The organism is Caldimonas sp. KR1-144 (genome assembly GCF_049446155.1).
In the GTDB taxonomy this organism is placed as follows: Bacteria; Pseudomonadota; Gammaproteobacteria; order Burkholderiales; family Burkholderiaceae_C; genus Rivibacter.
In genome coordinates, this window is record NZ_JBMSEE010000008.1 from 259,385 (window position 1) to 277,365 (window position 17,981).

At 70.4% G+C, this 17,981-nt stretch carries 15 protein-coding genes; 10 read left to right on the forward strand and 5 right to left on the reverse strand.

Going from position 1 to position 17,981, the window contains the following annotated elements; translation table 11 throughout:
- Window positions 1–9 precede the first annotated feature (9 nt).
- The 4 genes from ACO2TI_RS18880 to ACO2TI_RS18895 form a co-directional block, all read right to left on the reverse strand.
- On the reverse strand, window positions 10–834 hold the full coding sequence (locus tag ACO2TI_RS18880; RefSeq protein ID WP_423286719.1) for an alpha/beta fold hydrolase: 825 nt from the start codon (window positions 832–834) through the stop codon (window positions 10–12).
- Window positions 831–2,408, reverse strand: coding sequence for a benzoate-CoA ligase family protein (locus tag ACO2TI_RS18885; RefSeq protein ID WP_423286720.1), 1,578 nt, complete (start codon window positions 2,406–2,408; stop codon window positions 831–833). The genes ACO2TI_RS18880 and ACO2TI_RS18885 overlap by 4 nt, the downstream gene beginning before the upstream one ends.
- A gap of 34 nt (window positions 2,409–2,442) precedes the next feature.
- The gene (locus tag ACO2TI_RS18890) at window positions 2,443–4,005 is read right to left on the reverse strand and encodes a 3,4-dehydroadipyl-CoA semialdehyde dehydrogenase (RefSeq protein WP_423286721.1); all 1,563 of its coding nucleotides are present in this window, start codon (window positions 4,003–4,005) and stop codon (window positions 2,443–2,445) included.
- A 121-nt stretch (window positions 4,006–4,126) separates the two neighbouring features.
- Entirely contained in the window at window positions 4,127–4,606 is a 480-nt protein-coding gene (locus ACO2TI_RS18895) for a DUF4863 family protein (RefSeq protein WP_423286722.1), read from the reverse strand.
- Window positions 4,607–4,815: 209 nt separating this feature from the next.
- On the opposite strand from ACO2TI_RS18895, the gene ACO2TI_RS18900 reads away from it, so the two are divergent.
- The 9 genes from ACO2TI_RS18900 to ACO2TI_RS18940 all read left to right on the forward strand — a co-directional run bounded on the left by ACO2TI_RS18900 (window position 4,816) and on the right by ACO2TI_RS18940 (window position 14,543).
- Complete coding sequence (locus tag ACO2TI_RS18900) at window positions 4,816–5,775, forward strand: helix-turn-helix transcriptional regulator (RefSeq protein WP_423286723.1); 960 nt, start codon at window positions 4,816–4,818, stop codon at window positions 5,773–5,775.
- Window positions 5,776–5,891: 116 nt separating this feature from the next.
- The gene (boxC, locus tag ACO2TI_RS18905; RefSeq protein ID WP_423286724.1) at window positions 5,892–7,589 is read left to right on the forward strand and encodes a 2,3-epoxybenzoyl-CoA dihydrolase; all 1,698 of its coding nucleotides are present in this window, start codon (window positions 5,892–5,894) and stop codon (window positions 7,587–7,589) included.
- Window positions 7,590–7,696: 107 nt separating this feature from the next.
- Window positions 7,697–9,124, forward strand: coding sequence for a benzoyl-CoA 2,3-epoxidase subunit BoxB (gene boxB, locus ACO2TI_RS18910; protein WP_423286725.1), 1,428 nt, complete (start codon window positions 7,697–7,699; stop codon window positions 9,122–9,124).
- 144 nt (window positions 9,125–9,268) lie between these two features.
- Window positions 9,269–10,546, forward strand: a complete 1,278-nt coding sequence (boxA, locus tag ACO2TI_RS18915; protein WP_423286726.1) for a benzoyl-CoA 2,3-epoxidase subunit BoxA — start codon at window positions 9,269–9,271, stop codon at window positions 10,544–10,546.
- A 1-nt stretch (window position 10,547) separates the two neighbouring features.
- Window positions 10,548–11,348, forward strand: coding sequence for an enoyl-CoA hydratase-related protein (locus tag ACO2TI_RS18920; protein WP_423286727.1), 801 nt, complete (start codon window positions 10,548–10,550; stop codon window positions 11,346–11,348).
- Window positions 11,345–12,739 (forward strand): 3-hydroxyacyl-CoA dehydrogenase NAD-binding domain-containing protein, encoded by a 1,395-nt coding sequence (locus ACO2TI_RS18925; RefSeq protein WP_423286728.1) that lies wholly within the window; start codon window positions 11,345–11,347, stop codon window positions 12,737–12,739. The genes ACO2TI_RS18920 and ACO2TI_RS18925 overlap by 4 nt, the downstream gene beginning before the upstream one ends.
- The gene (locus ACO2TI_RS18930; RefSeq protein ID WP_423286729.1) at window positions 12,736–13,548 is read left to right on the forward strand and encodes an enoyl-CoA hydratase/isomerase family protein; all 813 of its coding nucleotides are present in this window, start codon (window positions 12,736–12,738) and stop codon (window positions 13,546–13,548) included. Before ACO2TI_RS18925 ends, ACO2TI_RS18930 begins: the two co-directional genes overlap by 4 nt.
- Window positions 13,545–13,976: a MaoC family dehydratase gene (locus ACO2TI_RS18935; protein ID WP_423286730.1), complete on the forward strand. Its 432-nt coding sequence runs from the start codon at window positions 13,545–13,547 to the stop codon at window positions 13,974–13,976. The genes ACO2TI_RS18930 and ACO2TI_RS18935 overlap by 4 nt, the downstream gene beginning before the upstream one ends.
- 102 nt (window positions 13,977–14,078) lie before the next feature.
- Complete coding sequence (locus tag ACO2TI_RS18940; protein ID WP_423286731.1) at window positions 14,079–14,543, forward strand: DUF1203 domain-containing protein; 465 nt, start codon at window positions 14,079–14,081, stop codon at window positions 14,541–14,543.
- 27 nt (window positions 14,544–14,570) lie between these two features.
- On the opposite strand, the gene ACO2TI_RS18945 is transcribed toward ACO2TI_RS18940, so the two are convergent.
- The gene (locus tag ACO2TI_RS18945; RefSeq protein WP_423286732.1) at window positions 14,571–15,650 is read right to left on the reverse strand and encodes a substrate-binding domain-containing protein; all 1,080 of its coding nucleotides are present in this window, start codon (window positions 15,648–15,650) and stop codon (window positions 14,571–14,573) included.
- A 149-nt stretch (window positions 15,651–15,799) separates the two neighbouring features.
- Here ACO2TI_RS18945 and ACO2TI_RS18950 point away from each other — a divergent pair, with 149 nt between their 5' ends.
- A complete protein-coding gene (locus ACO2TI_RS18950; RefSeq protein ID WP_423286733.1) occupies window positions 15,800–17,503 on the forward strand; it encodes an NADH-ubiquinone oxidoreductase-F iron-sulfur binding region domain-containing protein in 1,704 nt (567 codons plus the stop codon).
- The last annotated feature ends 478 nt before the right edge of the window (window positions 17,504–17,981 follow it).

Sequence of the window (17,981 nt, forward strand, 5' to 3'; positions counted from 1 at the left end):
TCGATCGGCTCAGCGGGCCGCGCGAATGAAGCTCTTCGCGGCTTCGATCACCGCGTCGGGCTGGTCCCGGTGCGGCGAGTGTCCGCAGCGAGGCAGCTTCAACAATTGGCACTGACCCGCAGGCAATGCGGCGGCGATGCCGTCGATCTGCGCCATCGTGCCGTACTGGTCGTCCTCGCCTTGCACCGCGAGGATCGGGCAGGTGATCGAAGGCAGTTCGGCGCGGATGTTCCAGTTGCGAAACGCCGGGTCGAGCCAGATGTCGTTCCAGCCCCAGAACGCGGAGTCGACGTCGGCGTGATGGCGCGCGAGCTTGTCGCGCAGGTCGGTCTCGAGATAGGCCGTGCGCGCTTGCGCGATGCTCTCGACCGACAAGTCCTCGACGAGGACGTGCGGCGCCGCGACGACGAGCCCGGCCACGCGCTCGGGGAACGCGGCGGCGTGCAATAGCGCGATCGAGCCGCCGTCGCTGTGGCCGAAAAACCAGGGCTTGTCGACGGCGGTGTCGTGGCCGAGCGCCGCGAAGAACGCCGGCAGGAACTTGCGCGCCTGGCGGTGCATGAAGTCGACCGGCCAGTGCTCGTTCGCATCGCGCGGCGTCGAGCGGCCGTAACCCCAGCGCGAGAACACCAGGCCACGGCAGCCCAGCGCGTCGCACAAGCGCCGCGGGAAGTCGCGCCACATCGAGACCGAGCCCAGCCCTTCGTGCAGGAACACGACCAGCGGCGCACTCGTTCTCTGCGGCGCGATCCACTCGTGCTCGATGCGGTCGCGCCGGCCGCCCCACGCGACCTCGACGAAGCGCAGGCCTTCGGCGAGCGTGGCCTGCGTCATGCGCCGGCTCCGCCCGCGCTGCGCTCGCGCAGCCGGAAGCGCTGGATCTTGCCGGTCGCCGTCTTCGGCAGGTCGGCGGCGAACTCGATCACGCGCGGGTACTTGTGCGGCGCGAGCTTGTCCTTCACGAAGGCCTTGAGCTCCTGCTCCAGCGCGGGCGTCGGCGTGCCGCCCGGCTTGAGCACGACGTAGGCCTTGGTCTTCGTGAGGCCGGCCTCGTCGGCGACGCCGATCACTGCGGCCTCGAGCACCGCGGGGTGCTGCACCAGCGTGGCCTCCACCTCGAACGGCGAGACGTACTGGCCGCTGACCTTGAGCATGTCGTCGCTGCGCCCGGCGTAGGTGTAGTAGCCCTCGGCGTCGCGCACGTACTTGTCGCCGCTCTTGGTCCAGCCGCCGAGGAAGGTGGACTGCGACTTCTCGCGGTTGGTCCAGTACATCAGCGCGGCGCTGGGGCCGTGGATGAAGAGGTCGCCGATCTCGCCGTCGGGCACGGCGCGGCCGTCCTCGCCGCGCAGCTCGACCTCGTAGCCCGGCACCGGCTTGCCGGTGGTGCCGTAGCGCACGTCGCCGGGGCGGTTGGACAGGAAGATGTGCAACATCTCGGTCGAGCCGATGCCGTCGATGATCTGCGCACCGAAGTGCGCGGTGAAGCGCTCGCCGAGGTCGCGCGGCAGCGCCTCGCCGGCCGACGAGCACATGCGCACCGCCACGCTCTTGCGCGCGGGCAGGTTCGCCGAGGCCAGCATCGCGGCGAACAGCGTCGGCGAGCCGAAGAAGACCGTCGGCCGCTGCTCGACCAGGCGCTTGAACACCGCGTCGGGCGTCGGCCGCTCGGCCATCAGCACGACGGTCGCGCCGACCGCGAGCGGGAAGGTCAGCGCATTGCCCAGGCCGTAGGCGAAGAACAGCTTGGCGGCCGAGAAGCAGATGTCGTCCTCGCGCAGGCCGAGGATGGGCTTGCCGTAGAGCTCGGCGGTCCAGTAGGGATTGGCGTGCGTGTGCACCGTGCCCTTGGGCCGGCCGGTCGAGCCGGACGAATAGAGCCAGAACGCGGCGTCGTCGGCATGGGTGTTCGCGGCCTCGGCCGGCGCGCTGGCGGCGACCAGCGAAGCGAAGTCGTGCGCGCCTGCCGGCAGCGCGCCGCTGGCGCGCGAGACGACGATCTCGCGCACCTCGTGGCCGCCGGCTTCCATCGCGGCTTGCAGCGTCGGCAGCAGCGCGGCCGAGACGACGGCGGCCTGCGCGCGGCTGTGCGCCAGCATGTAGGCGATGTCCGCAGCCGGCAGCAGCGTGTTCACGCACACCGGCACGACGCCGGCGCACAGGCTGCCGAGAAAGGCCACCGGCCAGTCGCTGCAGTCGTGCATCAGCAGCAGCACGCGCTCCTCGCGGCGCAGGCCGAGCGAGAGCAGCGCGCCGGCGAACTGGCGCGATTGCGCCTCGAGCTCGGCATAGCTGGTCGTGCCGGCGTCGTCGATGTAGGCGGTCTTGGCACCGCGCTTCGCATTGGTCGCGAACACATGGGCCGCGAAGTTGAAGCGCTCGGGCGGCGGCGGGGGCAGGTGGGGCATCGTTGTCTCCTCGTTCTCGTCTTGCGCCGCGGACTCAGGCCCAGGGCGCGGCGGCCAGGCGGTCGAGCACGCCCGCCGCGGCCTGCACCGCCGCGCGGCGGTGATAGAAGTTCAGTGCGCGCAGGCCGCCGAGCTCCTCGCCGCCGCCGGCGCGGCCGGGGCCGCCGTGCAGCGACTGCGGCATCACGTTGCCGTGGCCGGTGTGAGTCTTGGCCACGGCCGGCGAGATCGCATGCACGCGGCCATGCGTGTCGGCCAGCGCCAGCGCGGCTGTCGCCAGCGCGGCGTCGTCGCTGCCGTAGAGCGAGGCGACCAGCGAGCCCTCGCCGCGGCGGATCAATGCGAGTGCATGGTCGAGGTCGCGGTAGGGCACGAGCGTGGACACCGGGCCGAACACCTCGGTGTCGTGCACGCGCGCGGCGGCGTCCGCATCGCGCGTGCCGAGCAGCACCGGGCCCAGGCAGGCGGCGACCGCGGGGTCGGCATCGATCAGCGGCGCGCGCGTGCCGTCGAACAGGCGCTCGGTCTGCGCGCCCAGCGCTTCCAGTCCGGCGAGCACGTGGTCGAACTGCTCGCGGCTGACCAGCGAGCCCATCTTCACCGCGGCGTTGCGCGGGTTGCCGACCGTGATGCCGGAAAGCCGTGCGCCGATCGCCTGCGCGGTCGCGTTGTAGAGCTGCTCGGGCACCAGCACGCGGCGGATCGCGGTGCACTTCTGGCCGGACTTGGCCGTCATCTCGCGCGCCACTTCGCGCACCAGCAGCTCGAAAGTCTCGCTGCCGGCGGCCTCGCCTGGCAGCAGCAGCGCGCTGTTGAGGCTGTCGGCCTCGATGTTCACGCGCACCGAGCGGCGCGCGATCGCCTCGTGCGTGCGGATGAGCGCGGCGGTCTCGGCCGAGCCGGTGAAGCTCAGCACGTCGAAAGGCTGCAGCCGATCCAGCAGGCCCGCGCTCGAGCCGCAGATCACCGACAGCGCGCCCTCGGGCAGCAGCCTGGCATCGACAACGTCGGCGACCATGCGCTGCGTGAGCCACGCGGTCGCGGTGGCCGGCTTCACGATCACCGGCACGCCGGCCAGCAGCGCCGGCGCGGCCTTCTCCCACAGGCCCCAGGCCGGGAAGTTGAACGCGTTGATGAAGAGCGCCACGCCGCGGGTGGGCTGCAGCACGTGCTGGCTCGCGAACACGCCGTCCTTGGCAAGCGAGGCGCGCGGGCCGTCGAGCAGGGCGCGCGCGTCGCCGAGCGCCGCGCCCCACTTGGCGTACTGCGACAGCGTGTAGATCGCGCCATCGATGTCGATCGCGGAGTCGGCCTGCACCGTGCCCGAGTTCGCGGTGGCGATCTCGAAGTAGGCATCGCGGTTCGCTTGCAGGATCTTGGCGATCTCGCCGAGCAGCGCGGCGCGCTGGCCGTAGCTGACGGCGCGCAGCGCGGGGCCGGCGACATCGCGTGCCTGCGCGAACGCGGAGTCGAGGTCCAGGCCTTCGCGCGAGACGCGCACGAGTTCGGCGGCGGTCACGGGATCGCGCAGCACGGTGCCGGTACCGGTACCGAGGACGCGCCGGCCGGCGACGATGTTGGGGAGCAGTTCGGTCATGGTGGATGGATCAGGCTTGTGCAGCGGCCCGCTCACCCCAGCCCTCTCCCCCGTGCCGGGGGCGAGGAAGTGGTTTGCTCCCTCTCCCGCGTGCGGGAGAGGGCGGGGGTGAGGGCGAAGTTCATTCGCGCCCGGTGAATCGGATGGCGCCTTCGGGCAGGAGGTAGAGCACCAGTGCGCGCCCCTGGCGCACCGTGGGGCGATGCGCGCTGCCGGGGCCGTAGACGATCCAGCCGGCCGGCTGGCCGTCGAACGTGGCCTCGCCTTCGAGCGGCATCAGCAGGTCGATCTCGCCGTTCGGGTGCTCGTGGTGCGGGCCGGCGATGTCTTGCATGTCGACCACGTCGACCGAGAAGCCGTGCAGCGCTGGCGTGGGTTTGATCACGCGGCCGTAGCGGATGCCCCCGCCTTCGCGTTCGCACATCCAGCCTTCGGCCACCGCGGCGCGGCAGGCCTCGAAAACCTGGCGGTAGGTCTCGCTGCCGGCGCCGTGACGGGCGTTGAGATCGGCCGCCAGCGCCGCGTCGAGCGGGCGGTCGGCGATCTCGGCCGTGATGCCGGCGATCAATTGCTGGAAGGATTCGCGCGCGGCGGCACTCATGGGCGGTCTCTCGAAGCTGGCGGACCTGTCGGCCCGGCTGGCCGCGGCCGCCGAGCCGGCGCCGCGTAAGGGTTGCTGACAGCCGAGGAAATTTGCCTTTCCCCGGAAGCGGGATGAAAATTAGCGCACGAGTTGATCTCGGTCAAGCACTATAGTGCATGTATCGGGTAAACCCCCGTTTGATCGCCGTCCCCGTTTCCGCCGCCCTTATGTCCGATTCCGACAGCTCCAATGTCGTCCCGCTGCCGGGCGTCGTGCCCGCGGCCGGTCGCGACGAAGCCGAGGCGGCCCGGGTATCGGAGCGCGATCCCTTCCTCGGCGCCCTGGGCGAACGCGTGCGCCTGCTGCGCGCCCGCAAGGGGCTGACGCGTCGCGCGCTGGCGCAAGGCGCCGGTGTCTCCGAGCGGCACCTGGCCAACCTCGAGCTGGGCGTCGGCAACGCCTCGATCCTGATCCTGCGTCAGGTGGCGCAGGCGCTGTCGTGCTCGCTGGCCGAGCTGCTCGGCGACGAAACCACCGCCTCGCCCGAATGGCTGCTGATCCGCGACCTGCTGCACGGGCGCAGCGAGGCGGAGCTGCAGCGCGCGCGGATCGCACTCAACCAGCTCTTCGGCAGCGCGCCGCGCGACGCGGCTCGGCTGCGGCGCATCGCACTGGTTGGGCTTCGCGGCGCAGGTAAGTCCACACTTGGGCAGATGCTCGCGGACGACCTGGATGTGCCCTTCGTGGAGCTGAACCGCGAGATCGAGCGCGTGGCCGGCTGCTCGCTGAGCGAGATCCACAACCTCTACGGCCCCAGCGCCTACCGCCGCTACGAGCGTCGCGCGCTGGAAGAGACCATCGAGCTCTACCCCGACGCAGTGATCGCGACACCGGGCGGCATCATTTCCGATGCGGCCACGTTCGGCCTGCTGCTGCAGCACTGCTTCACGGTCTGGCTGCAAGCCTCGCCCGAGGAGCACATGCAGCGCGTCGTCGCGCAGGGCGACCTGCGCCCGATGTCGGGCAACCAGGAGGCGATGGAGGACCTCAAGCGCATCCTCGCCGGGCGCGCCGCCTTCTACGCCAAGGCCGATCTCAGCTTCTCGACCAGCGGCCAGGACCTCGCCGCCGCCTTCGGCGGACTGCGCGAGGCGGTGCGCCGCGCCACGGGCCAAGCGCTGCGCTGAGTCAAACGTAACGGCATTCCGCCGCGGCTTGACATGGATCAATGCATGCACTATCGTGCAGTTCATTGATTCACGTGCAGCATCGTGCATTCGGTGCTGAAGCCCAGGAGACCCGCATGAACGCCACCAGCCCTGCCGAATCGGCCGCTCTCGCCGCCCCGCCGGTCGACTACCGAACCGAGCCGAGCCGCTACCGGCACTGGGCCTACACCGTCGACGGCGCGGTCGCGACGCTGACGATGACGGTCGCCGAAGACGCCGGCATCCGCCCCGGCTACAAGCTCAAGCTCAACAGCTACGACCTGGGCGTCGACATCGAGCTGCACGACGCGGTGAACCGCCTGCGCTTCGAGCACCCCGAGGTGCAGACCGTGGTGCTGACCAGCGGGCGCGACCGCATCTTCTGCTCGGGCGCCAACATCTTCATGCTGGGCCTGTCGAGCCACGCCTGGAAGGTGAACTTCTGCAAGTTCACCAACGAGACGCGCAACGGCCTCGAGGACTCCAGCCGCTCGGGCAGCCTCAAGTTCCTGGCCGCGGTGAACGGCGCCTGCGCCGGCGGCGGCTATGAGGTGGCACTGGCCTGCGACGAGATCCTGCTGGTCGACGACCGCAGCTCGGCGGTCTCGCTGCCCGAAGTGCCGCTGCTCGGCGTGCTGCCCGGCACCGGCGGCCTGACCCGCGTGACCGACAAGCGCAAGGTCCGCCACGACCTGGCCGACATCTTCTGCACCAGCGTCGAAGGCGTGCGCGGCCAGAAGGCCGTGGACTGGAAGCTGGTCGACGCGATCGCCAAGCCGGCGGTGTTCCAGCAGGCGGTCAAGGACCGCGCGCTCGCGCTCGCCGCGCAGACCAAGCGCCCCGGCCCGGCGGCCGGCGAGAAGGGCGTGAAGCTCACGCCGATCGAGCGCACGGTCGATGCGGCCGGCGTGCACTACGCGACCGTCGACGTGCAGATCGATCGCGCCAAGCGTGCCGTGTCGATCATCGCCAAGGCGCCGACGAAGCCGCTGCCGACCGACGTGGCCGGCATCGTCGCGGCCGGCGCCTCGTGGTGGCCGCTGCAGTTCGCGCGCGAGCTCGACGACGCGATCCTGCACCTGCGCACCAACGAGCCGGACCTGGGTACCTGGCTGCTCAAGACCGAGGGCGACTCTGAAGCCGTGCTGGCCGCCGACCGCTCGCTGATCGTCCACCAGGAGCACTGGTTCGTGCGCGAGACCATCGGTCTGCTGCGCCGCACCTTCGAGCGCTTGGACGTCTCCTCGCGCACGCTGTTCGCGCTGATCGAGCCGGGCTCGTGCTTCGCGGGCAGCTTCCTCGAGCTGGCGCTCGCGGCCGACCGCGCCTATGCGCTCGCGCTGCCGGACGACGAGGCGCACGCGCCCAGGCTCACCGTCGGCGAGGCCAACTTCGGCCTGCTGCCGATGATCACCGGCCAGTCGCGCCTGGCGCGCCGCTTCTACGACGACGCGGCCGCGATCGACGCGGTGCGCGCGAAGCAGGGCGAGCCGCTCGATGCCGACGCCGCGCTCGCGCTCGGCCTCGTGACCGCCGCGCCGGACGACATCGACTGGGCTGACGAGATCCGCCTCGCGGTGGAAGAGCGCGCCGCGATGTCGCCCGACGCGCTGACCGGCCTGGAAGCCAACCTGCGCTTCAACGGCCCCGAGAACATGCTCACGCGCATCTTCGGGCGCCTGTCGGCCTGGCAGAACTGGATCTTCATCCGCCCCAACGCCGTCGGCGAGAAGGGCGCGCTGAAGGTCTACGGCAAGGGCGAGAAGGCCCAGTTCGATGTGAATCGCGTTTAGAGAGCGAAGCGAAGGGCGAGGGGCCCCGTTCCCGGGGATCGACCAGCGCAGCGATCGGCGAAGGAGCGGGCTCGAAGCCCGCGACTGAGTTCAACGAAGGAACCACAATGTCCGGCATCAACTACAGCGAGAAGATCCCCAACAACGTCAACCTCGCCGAGGACCGCACGCTGCAGCGCGCGCTCGAGCAGTGGCAGCCCAACTTCCTCAACTGGTGGGGCGACATGGGGCCCGAGGGCTCGCACAACTTCGACGTCTACCTGCGCACCGCGATCAGCGTCGACCCGCAGGGCTGGGCTCAGTTCGGCCACGTCAAGATGCCCGACTACCGCTGGGGCATATTCCTGAACCCGCAGGAGGCCGACCGCAAGGTCAACTTCGGCGAGCACAAGGGCGAGGCCGCCTGGCAGGACGTGCCCGGCGAGCACCGCGCCAACCTGCGCCGCATCATCGTCACGCAAGGCGACACCGAGCCGGCCTCGGTCGAGCAGCAGCGCCACCTGGGCCTGACCGCGCCGTCGATGTACGACCTGCGCAATCTGTTCCAGGTCAACGTCGAGGAAGGCCGCCACCTGTGGGCGATGGTCTACCTGCTGCACAAGTACTTCGGCCGCGACGGCCGCGAGGAGGCCGAGGCGCTGCTGCAGCGCAACTCGGGCGATGCCGACAACCCGCGCATCCTCGGCGCGTTCAACGAGAAGACGCCCGACTGGCTCTCGTTCTACATGTTCACCTACTTCACCGACCGCGACGGCAAGTTCCAGCTGTGCGCGCTCGCGGAGTCGGGCTTCGATCCGCTCGCGCGGACCACGAAGTTCATGCTGACCGAGGAAGCCCACCACATGTTCGTCGGCGAGAGCGGCGTCTCGCGCGTGATCCAGCGCACCTGCGAGGTGATGAACCAGCTCAAGACCGACGACCCGGCCAAGATCCGTGCCGCCGGCGTGATCGACCTGCCGACGATCCAGCGCTACCTGAACTTCCACTTCTCGGTGACGATCGACCTGTTCGGCGCCGATGAATCGAGCAACGCCGCGATCTTCTACAACTCGGGCCTCAAGGGTCGCTACGAGGAGACCAAGCGCGACGACGACCACAAGCTGCACGGGCGCACCTACCCCGTCCTCGCCGTGCAGGACGGCCAGCTGGTCGAGAAGCAGGTGCCGATGCTCAACGCGCTCAACGAAGTGCTGCGCGACGACTACATCAAGGACTCCATCGCCGGCGTCGCGCGCTGGAACAAGGTGATCGAGAAGGCCGGCCTGCCGTTCAAGCTGGTCGCGCCGCACAAGGCCTTCAACCGCCGCATCGGCACGCTGGCCGGCGTGAAGGTCTCGCCGGAAGGTCGCGTCGTGAGCGAGGCCGATTGGGCGGGCAAGGAGCGCGAATGGCTGCCCAGCGCGGAGGACCGCGCCTTCGTCGCCTCGCTGATGGGCCGCGTGGTCGATCCTGGCAAGTTCGCCAACTGGATCGCGCCGCCGGTGATGGGCATCAACCGCCAGCCGATCGATTTCGAGTACGTCCGATTCAATTGACCGATGAACTCCCTCTCCCCCGCGGGGGAGAGGGCGGGGGTGAGGGCCGGTGCCGCGCTGTACCCTCACCCCAACCCTCTCCCGGAGGGAGAGGGAGCAAATGCAAGGTGCTCTCTTCGGGAGAGAGCACCAGAGGAGACCGCCATGGACATGGCCACTGACATCAAGGTGATCAAGCAGCACCTGATCGACCCCGAGATCTGCATCCGCTGCAACACCTGCGAGGCCACCTGCCCCGTCAACGCGATCACGCACGACGACCGCAACTACGTCGTCAATGCCGAGATCTGCAACCTGTGCATGGCCTGCATCTCGCCGTGCCCCACGGGATCGATCGACAACTGGCGCACGATGCCCAAGCTGCGCGCCTATTCGATCGAGGAGCAGCTCGGCTGGGACACGCTGCCGCCCGAGCTGACGCCGGAGCAGCTGGCGGCCGAAGGCGTCGCTGAATCGGCCCTGGCCGAGGTCGAAACGCCCGCGGCACCGTCGCTGCCCGCCGCGGTGAGCGGCGAGGTGCCGTTCAACTCGTCGAGCTACGGCGCGACGCTGCCGCCGTGGTCGGCCGCGCATGCCTACACCAACCTCTACGGCCCCAAGAACCCCACCACGGCCACCGTGGTCGGCAACTTCCGCGTCAACGAGTCGGGCACCGAGAACGAGACCCACCACATCGTGCTGGACTTCGGCGCGATGCCCTTTCCGGTGCTCGAAGGCCAGTCGATCGCGATCGTGCCGCCGGGCACCGATGCCTCGGGCCGGCCGCACCATGCGCGCCAGTACTCGATCGCCAGCCCGCGCAACGGCGAGCGCCCGGGCTACAACAACCTCTCGCTCACCGTGAAGCGCGTGGTCGCGGACCACCAGGGCAAACCGGTGCGCGGCGTGGCCTCCAACTACCTGTGCGACCTCAAGGTCGGCGAGACGGTGCAGGTGATCGGGCCGTTCGGCTCGAGCTTCCTGATGCCCAACCACCCGCGCTCGAACATCGTGATGATCTGCACCGGCACGGGCAGCGCGCCGATGCGCGCGATGACCGAGTGGCGCCGGCGCCTGCGCCAAAGCGGCAAGTTCGAAGGCGGCAAGCTGATGCTGTTCTTCGGCGCGCGCACCAAGGAGGAGCTGCCCTACTTCGGGCCGCTGCAGAACCTGCCCAAGGACTTCATCGACATCAACCTCGCGTTCTCGCGCACGCAAGGCGCCCCCAAGCGCTACGTGCAGGACCTGATGCGCGAGCGCGCGGCCGATCTCGCCGAGCTGCTCAAGAGCCCCGACACCTACCTCTACGTCTGCGGCTTGAAGAGCATGGAAGAAGGCGTGGTGATCGCGCTGCGCGACGTGGCGCAGCAGCATGGGCTCGGGTGGGAAACGCTGGCCGCGGCGCTCAAGCGTGAGGGGCGCCTGCACCTAGAGACCTATTGACATGAGCGATTTCAAGACGATCGCCGTCGACCGGTCGGCCGACGGCGTCGCGCGCGTGACGATGTCGCGCGCCGACGTGTTCAACGCCTTCGACGAGACCATGATCGCCGAGCTCGGCCAGGCCTTCGACGCGCTGGCCGCCGACGAGGCCGTGCGCGCGATCGTGCTCGCAGGCGTTGGCAAGGCCTTCTCGGCCGGCGCCGACCTGCAGTGGATGCAGCGCGCGAGCCAGGCCTCGTTCGAATGGAACCTCGAAGACGCGCGCGGCTTTGCCGGCATGCTCGATCGCATCGCGAGCTGTCCCAAGCCGACCATCGCGCGCGTGCAAGGCGTGGCCCTTGGCGGCGGTGTCGGCCTGGTGTGCGCCTGCGACTTCGCGGTCGCGGCCGACAACGCGCGCTTCGCGGTCAGCGAGGCCCGGTTCGGCATCCTGCCGGCGGTGATCGGGCCCTACGTGATCAATGCGGTCGGCAAGCGCCACGCGAAGCGCCTTGCGCTGACGGCCGCGCAGATCCCGGCCGCCGAGGCGCTGGCGATCGGCCTGGTGCATGCCGTCGTGCCGGTCGAGGCGCTCGACGAGGCGGTCGACGGCCTGCTGCTTCAGCTCGGCCAGAATGGCCCCCGCGCCCTGGGCGAGATCAAGCAGCTGTTCGCGCAGCTTGGCGAAGGCCCGGTCACGCCGCAGGTGCGCGAACTCACCGCCCAAACCATTGCCCGCGTGCGGGGCACCGAAGAGGCGCGCGAAGGCTTTGCCGCCTTCCTCGCCAAGCGGCCCGCCGCCTGGATCCGCAGCAGCAAATGAGCAGCACATCTCTTTCCGGCGCAACCGTCGCCGTCATCGGGGCCGGCACCATGGGCACCGGCATTGCCCAGATCGCCGCCCAGGCCGGCCACCGCGTGCGCCTGCACGACGCGCGCGAGGGCGCCGCGGCCGATGCCAAGGCCAAGCTCGCCGCCACGCTCGACGGCCTGGTGGCCAAGGGCAAGCTCGATGCCGCCGCCGCCAGCGCGACGCTCGCGCGCATCGAGCCCGCGCGGGCCATCGCCGAACTGGCTGACGCGAAGCTGGTGGTCGAGGCCATCGTCGAGAACCTCGAGGTGAAGCGAAAGCTGTTTGCCGAGCTCGAGGGCATCGTCGCGCCCGACGCGGTGCTTGCGACCAACACCTCCTCCATCTCGGTCACCGCGATCGCTCGCGACCTCAAGGCGCCGCAGCGCCTGGTCGGCATGCACTTCTTCAACCCGGTGCCGCTGATGAAGCTGGTCGAGGTGGTTTCGGGCCTGCGCACCGAGCGTGGGGTGGCCGACGCGATCTTCGAGCTCTCCAAGGCCTGGGGCAAGGTGCCGGTGCACACGAAGTCGACGCCGGGCTTCATCGTCAACCGCATCGCGCGGCCCTACTACGCCGAGACGCTGGCGCTGCTGCATGAGGGCTATGTCACGCCCGAGCAGGCCGACGCGGCGCTGCGCGCGGCGGGTTTTCGCATGGGCCCGTGCGAGCTCATGGACCTGATCGGCCACGACGTCAACTACGCGGTGACCGAGTCGGTCTACGCGGCCAACTACTTCGACAAGCGCTACGTGCCCTCCCTGGTGCAGCGCGAGCTGGTCGACGGCGGTCTGTTCGGCCGCAAATCGGGCCGCGGCTTCTACGACTACGCGAACGGCGCGCCGGCCGCGAAGCCCGCCGCCTCGCGCCGCGGCGACGTGGCGGCGAGCGCGCAGCTCGTGCTCACCGATGGCCGCACCGCGCAGCAGGTCGCGGCCGAGACGCGGCAGCGCGACGTGGCCGTGTTCGACTGGGCCATCGGCCCCGGCGGTGCGCTTGCCTACGCGGTCGCCGAAGGCGCGAGCGAGGCCTTTGCGCAGGAGGTCGCGCAAGCGATCGCCGCGGCCGGCTTCGAGCCGCTGCGCATCGGCGACGCGCCGGGCCTGGTGGTCGCGCGCACGGTCGCGATGCTGGTCAACGAGGCGGCCGACGCGGTCCAGCAGGGCGTGTGCGACCCGGCCGCGGCCGACACCGCGATGAAGCTCGGCGTCAACTACCCGGCCGGTCCGTTCGAGTGGCTGAACCAGGTCGGCACCGCGCGCGTCGTCGAGCTGCTGGGCGCGCTCGCGGCGCATTACGGCGGCGAGCGCTACCGCACCAGCCCGTGGCTCGCGTGCCGCCGCCTGCAGGAGCGCACGGCATGACGGCGCCGTTTGCGGTCGACACCACGGACTTTCGCGTCGAGATCGGCGACGACGGCCTCGCCGAGGTGATCCTCGGCGCGCCCGGCACGATGCCGGTCACCGACGCGCGCGGCCATGCCGAGATCGCGCGCATCTGGTCGCGGCTCGATGCGCATCCCGGCGTGCGCGCCATCCTCGTTCGCAGCGAGGGCAAGGGCTTTTGCGCCGGCGGCCACACGGATCTGGTCGAGGACCTGCTCGCCAGCGAGGCGACGCGCTGGCGCGTGCTGCGCGAAGCGCGCGAACTGGTGCAAGGCATGATCGACTGCGACAAGCCCATCGTCAGCGCGATCCACGGCGCGGCGGTCGGCGCGGGCGCCGCGGTCGCGCTGCTCGCTGACGTGTCGGTCGCGGCCACCACCGCCAAGATCATCGACGGCCACACCAAGCTCGGCGTCGCCGCCGGCGACCACGCCGCGGTGATCTGGCCGTTTCTCTGCGGCGTTGCCAAGGCCAAGTACCACCTGCTGCTGTGCGAGACGGTCAGCGGCGCCGAGGCCGAGCGCATCGGCCTCGTGAGCCTGGCGGTCGAGCCCGATGCGCTGCAAGCCACCGCGCGCGACATCGCGCAGCGCCTGGCCGCCGGCAGCCAGACCGCGCTGGCGGCGACCAAGCGCACGATCAACCACAGCCTGCGCCTCCTGATCCCCGCGTTCGAAGCCTCGCTCGCGCACGAGATCCTCGGCTTTGCCGGCGCCGATGCGCGCGAGGGCCTGCAAGCGGTGAAGGACAAGCGCGCGGCGGCCTTCCCCGGCGCCGCGACGCGATGAAGTTCGCCGAGTTCCACGCCGGCCAGGTGATCGAGGCCGGCCCCTACGAGATCAGCGAGCGCGACATCCTCGACTTCGCGAACCGCTGGGACCCGCAGTGGTTCCACACCGACGTCGAGCGCGCCGCGAAGGGCCGCTTCGAGGGCCTGATCGCCAGCGGTTGGCAGACCTGCGGCATCGCGATGCGCCTGGTCGCGATGGCCGCCCTCGAAGGCTCGGAGTCCTTCGCATCACCCGGCCTGCAGTACGTGAAGTGGCCGCACCCGGTGCGCCCCGGCGATGCGCTGCGCCTGAAGGCCACCGTGGTCGAGGCGCGCCGCGGCAGCAAGGACCCGAGCCTGGGCATCCTGCGCTGGCGCTGGCAGCTCTTCAACCAGCGCGGCGCCGAGGTGCTGGATCTCGAGGCGACGAGCCTGTTCCAGCTCTGAGCGCGCCGGGCGGGGAGCGTCGAATCGCAGGTCCGAAAGCGACCGGCAATGGCCTTTGAGCCAGCGTGAAATCGGCAGCGTCTTTGCAACGCAGGAGCGCCGATGAAGCTGCTAGTCCGAGGGATTCCGACTGATCATGTGGATGCCATCCGCGCCGGTGGCGCCGACGCCAATGGCCAGCCCGCGCTGCTGCGCGTGGCCGAGGGGCAGGGCAATCCCTGCCGCCATTGCCTGCAGCGCATCGATGAGGGCGACGGCAAGCTGGTGCTGTCCTATCGCCCGTTCGACGGCCTGCAGCCATACGCCGAAAGCGGTCCGATCTTCCTGCACCAGCGGCATTGCGAGCGCTACGAGGCCGACCGCCTGCCGTCGTGGTTCGCCTTCCTGCGGCCGGCCATCGTGCGCGGCTACGACTGCAACGACTGGATCCGCTACGAGACGGCCAATGTCGTGCCGGGGCGCGAACTCGAGGCCGAGTGCCTGAAGATCCTGGCGAACGAAGACGTCGCCTACGTGCACATCCGCTCGAGGTTCAATTGCTTCCAGTGCCGCGTGGAGCGCGGCTGACGAGTGGCGCGCGGCGCTCGCGCGCCGTCAGCGCTCGAACGCTTCGCGCACCGTCAGCACGCGCCCCGTCTCGCCGGCCTCGTAGCCGGCCAATGCCGCGACCGCGCTGCGGTAGCCGGGGCTGCGCAGCAGCGCGACCACCTCGCGCAGCGGCGAGGCCTCCAGCGCCTGGGCGTTCACCGCGAAGAAGTAGCGCTCGCGCAGCAGCGGCAAGAAGGTGAGCCCGAAGCGCTGCGCCGCGGTCTGCACGCCGACGCCCACGTCGGCCATGCCGCTGGCGATGTAGGCGGCCACCGCGGCGTGCGTGAACTCGGCCGAGTCCCAGCCGCGCACCGCGCTGCGCGCGAGCTGCTGCCGGTCGAGCAAGAGCTCGGTCAGCATGCGCGTGCCCGAGCCTTCGGGCCGGTTGACGAAGCGCACGTCGGGGCGCCCCAGGTCGGCCAGCGAGCGGATGTTCTTCGGGTTGCCGGGCGCGACGAACAGGCCTTGCGCGCGCACCGCGAGGTGCACCACGCGGTGCTCGTCGTCGCGCAGCCAGCGCCGGTAGCGCTGCGCCGCGGCGGCTTCGAACTCGCCGATCGGCACGTGAAAGCCCGCCATGTCGCATTCGCCGCGCGCCAGTGCCGCCACCGACTCGAAGCTGTTGCGGTAGCGCAGCTCGACCGGTACCTTGCCCGCCTCCAGGTGCTCCAGCAGCGCGGCGACCGCGAAGCCGTGGCTCGCGTGCAGCCGCAGCGCCGAGGGCGCGCGCGGCAGCGTGCGCTCGATCTCGTTTTCCAGCTCCGAGGCCAGCGACTCCAGCATCGGCGACAGCCGCGCGCTGACGCGCCGCTGGGCCCAGATCAGCTTCTCGGCCAGCGGGCTCAGCGTCGAGCCGCGGCCGCGGCCGGCGACCACCAGCGGATGACCGAACAGCGCCTCGGCCGCCTTGATCTGGCCCCAGGCGTGCCGGTACGACTGGCCGAGCGATCGCGCCGCCTGCGCGATCGCGCCCGTTTCCTGCACGGCGGCCAGCAGCGTGATCAGGGCGGTGGTGTCGACGCCGCTGCCGGCGTCGTCGCCGGCGGCACCGATATGCCATTGCGGCCGGATCCGGATGTGCCACATATATGCAGATGCTGACATATTGAGCTGCGCAGGGAGCACTATCGTAGGCCGCATTGATCGAGAGCAAGGGTCGCATGTCGATCCGCGGTGAATATGTTTTCCCCAGCACAGATCGGCCTTGTCCGTGGCCGGCCAGCCAGGAGCGCTGCATGAATGCGCCGGTGAAACCCATCCATCTGGTGCGCCAGCGCGCGCGCCAAAGCGGGCCCGAACCGGTCGGCGCGCAGACGCTGGCCGACGTGCGCGAAGCGCTCGGCCGCAACGTCGACCTGTCGCGGCGCGACCTGCTGATCGAGCACCTGCACGTGCTCAACGACCGCTTCGGCCAGCTGCGCACCGACCATCTCGCCGGGCTGGCGCAGCTGATGCGCCTGTCGGTGGCCGAGGTGCACGAGGTCGCGAGCTTCTATCACCACTTCGAGATCGTGCGCCCGGCCGCCGACGGTCGCTACGCCGCCGCGCCCGCACTGACCGTGCGCGTGTGCGACGGCATCGCCTGCGAGCTGGCCGGTGCGCGCGAGCTGCTCGCGAAGCTGCCGCAGATCCTCGGCGCCGAGGTGCGCGTGATCGCAGCGCCCTGCATCGGCCGCTGCGAACAGGCGCCCGCCGCGGTGGTGCACCAGTGCCCGGTGCCGAACGCGACGCCGGCTTCGGTGAAGGCGGTGGTCGACAGCGGCACGCGCCGCCACGAGCCCGAGCCCTACCTGGACTTCGAAGCCGCCAAGGCGCGCGGCGCCTATCACGTGCTGCGGCAATGCGTGGCCGGCGAGCGCGACGTCGAGTCGGTGATCAAGACGATGGAAGCCTCGGGCCTGCGCGGCCTGGGCGGCGCAGGCTTTCCGGCCGGGCGCAAGTGGCGCATCGTGCGCAGCGAGCCCGGGCCGCGGCTGATGGCCGTCAACATCGACGAAGGCGAGCCCGGCACCTTCAAGGACCGCCACTACCTCGAGCGCAACCCGCACCAGTTCCTCGAAGGCCTGCTGATCGCCGCATGGGCGGTGGGCATCGACCGGGTCTTCGTCTACCTGCGCGACGAGTACCACGGCTGCCGCGCGATCCTCGAGCGCGAGCTGGCGGCGCTGAAGGCGCAGCCGCCGATGCGCGACGTGCCGGTGATCGAGCTGCGCCGCGGCGCCGGCGCCTACATCTGCGGCGAGGAGTCCGCGATGATCGAGTCGATCGAAGGCAAGCGCGGCATGCCGCGCCTGCGTCCGCCCTACGTTGCGCAGGTCGGCCTGTTCGGGCGTCCGACGCTGGAGCACAACTTCGAGACGCTGTACTGGGTGCCCGAGATCCTCGCCAAGGGCGCCGACTGGTTCGCCGGCTACGGCCGCCACGACCGCAAGGGCCTGCGCTCGTTCTCGGTCTCGGGCCGCGTGCGCGATCCGGGCGTCAAGCTCGCGCCGGCCGGCATCACGCTGCGCGAGCTGATCGAGGAGCACTGCGGCGGCATGCTGGAAGGCCACTCGCTCTACGGCTACCTGCCGGGCGGCGCCTCGGGCGGCATCCTGCCCGCGAGCCTGGCCGACGTGCCGCTCGATTTCGACACGCTGCAGCCGCATGGCTGCTTCATCGGCTCGGCCGCGGTGGTGGTGCTGTCCGACCGCGACCGTGCGACCGACGTTGCGCGCAACCTGATGGCCTTCTTCGAGCACGAGAGCTGCGGGCAGTGCACGCCGTGTCGCGCGGGCACGGCGAAGGTGCGGGAGCTGATCGCCTCGGATCGCTGGGATCGTGCGTTGTTGGCCGACTTGTCGCAGGTGATGCGGGATGCGTCGATCTGCGGGTTGGGGCAGGCGGCGCCGAATCCGGTGGATTGTGTGGTGAGGTATTTCCCGCAGGAGCTGGGGTGAGTGCCTCTGCTCGTGTTGAAGCCACCCTGCGGGTGGCGTTGCCCCTGCGGGGCAAGTGCCGGGGTTTCGTCCCGGCGGCCGACCTACTTTCTTTTGCTTCGCCAAAAGAAAGTAGGCAAAGAAAAGGCGACCCCCGCTCAGGCGCCCGGCTGCGCCGGGTGCCCTGCGGTGCTCGGGAGCGGGAGGTGGCTGCGGAACTCGCCCTCGCTGCGCTCGGAGCTCAAACAGTCCTCGCCATCCCCGCGCTGTGCGCGGGGCAACCTCCCGCCCCCTGCGCTCCTCGGCGCCATCGAGGGGGCCCCAGCCAGACGGTCGCAACCCCGCCCAGGGGTGTATTGAAGTTGCAGTTGCCGTTGGGCCCCCTCGAAGGCGCCGAGGAGCGCAGCGAAGCGGGCGGCGCGCGCAGCGCGCATCGTGAACTGACTCGACGCGTCTGTTCGAGCGCAGCGCCCGCAGGGCGCGTAGCGAGTTACGCGGC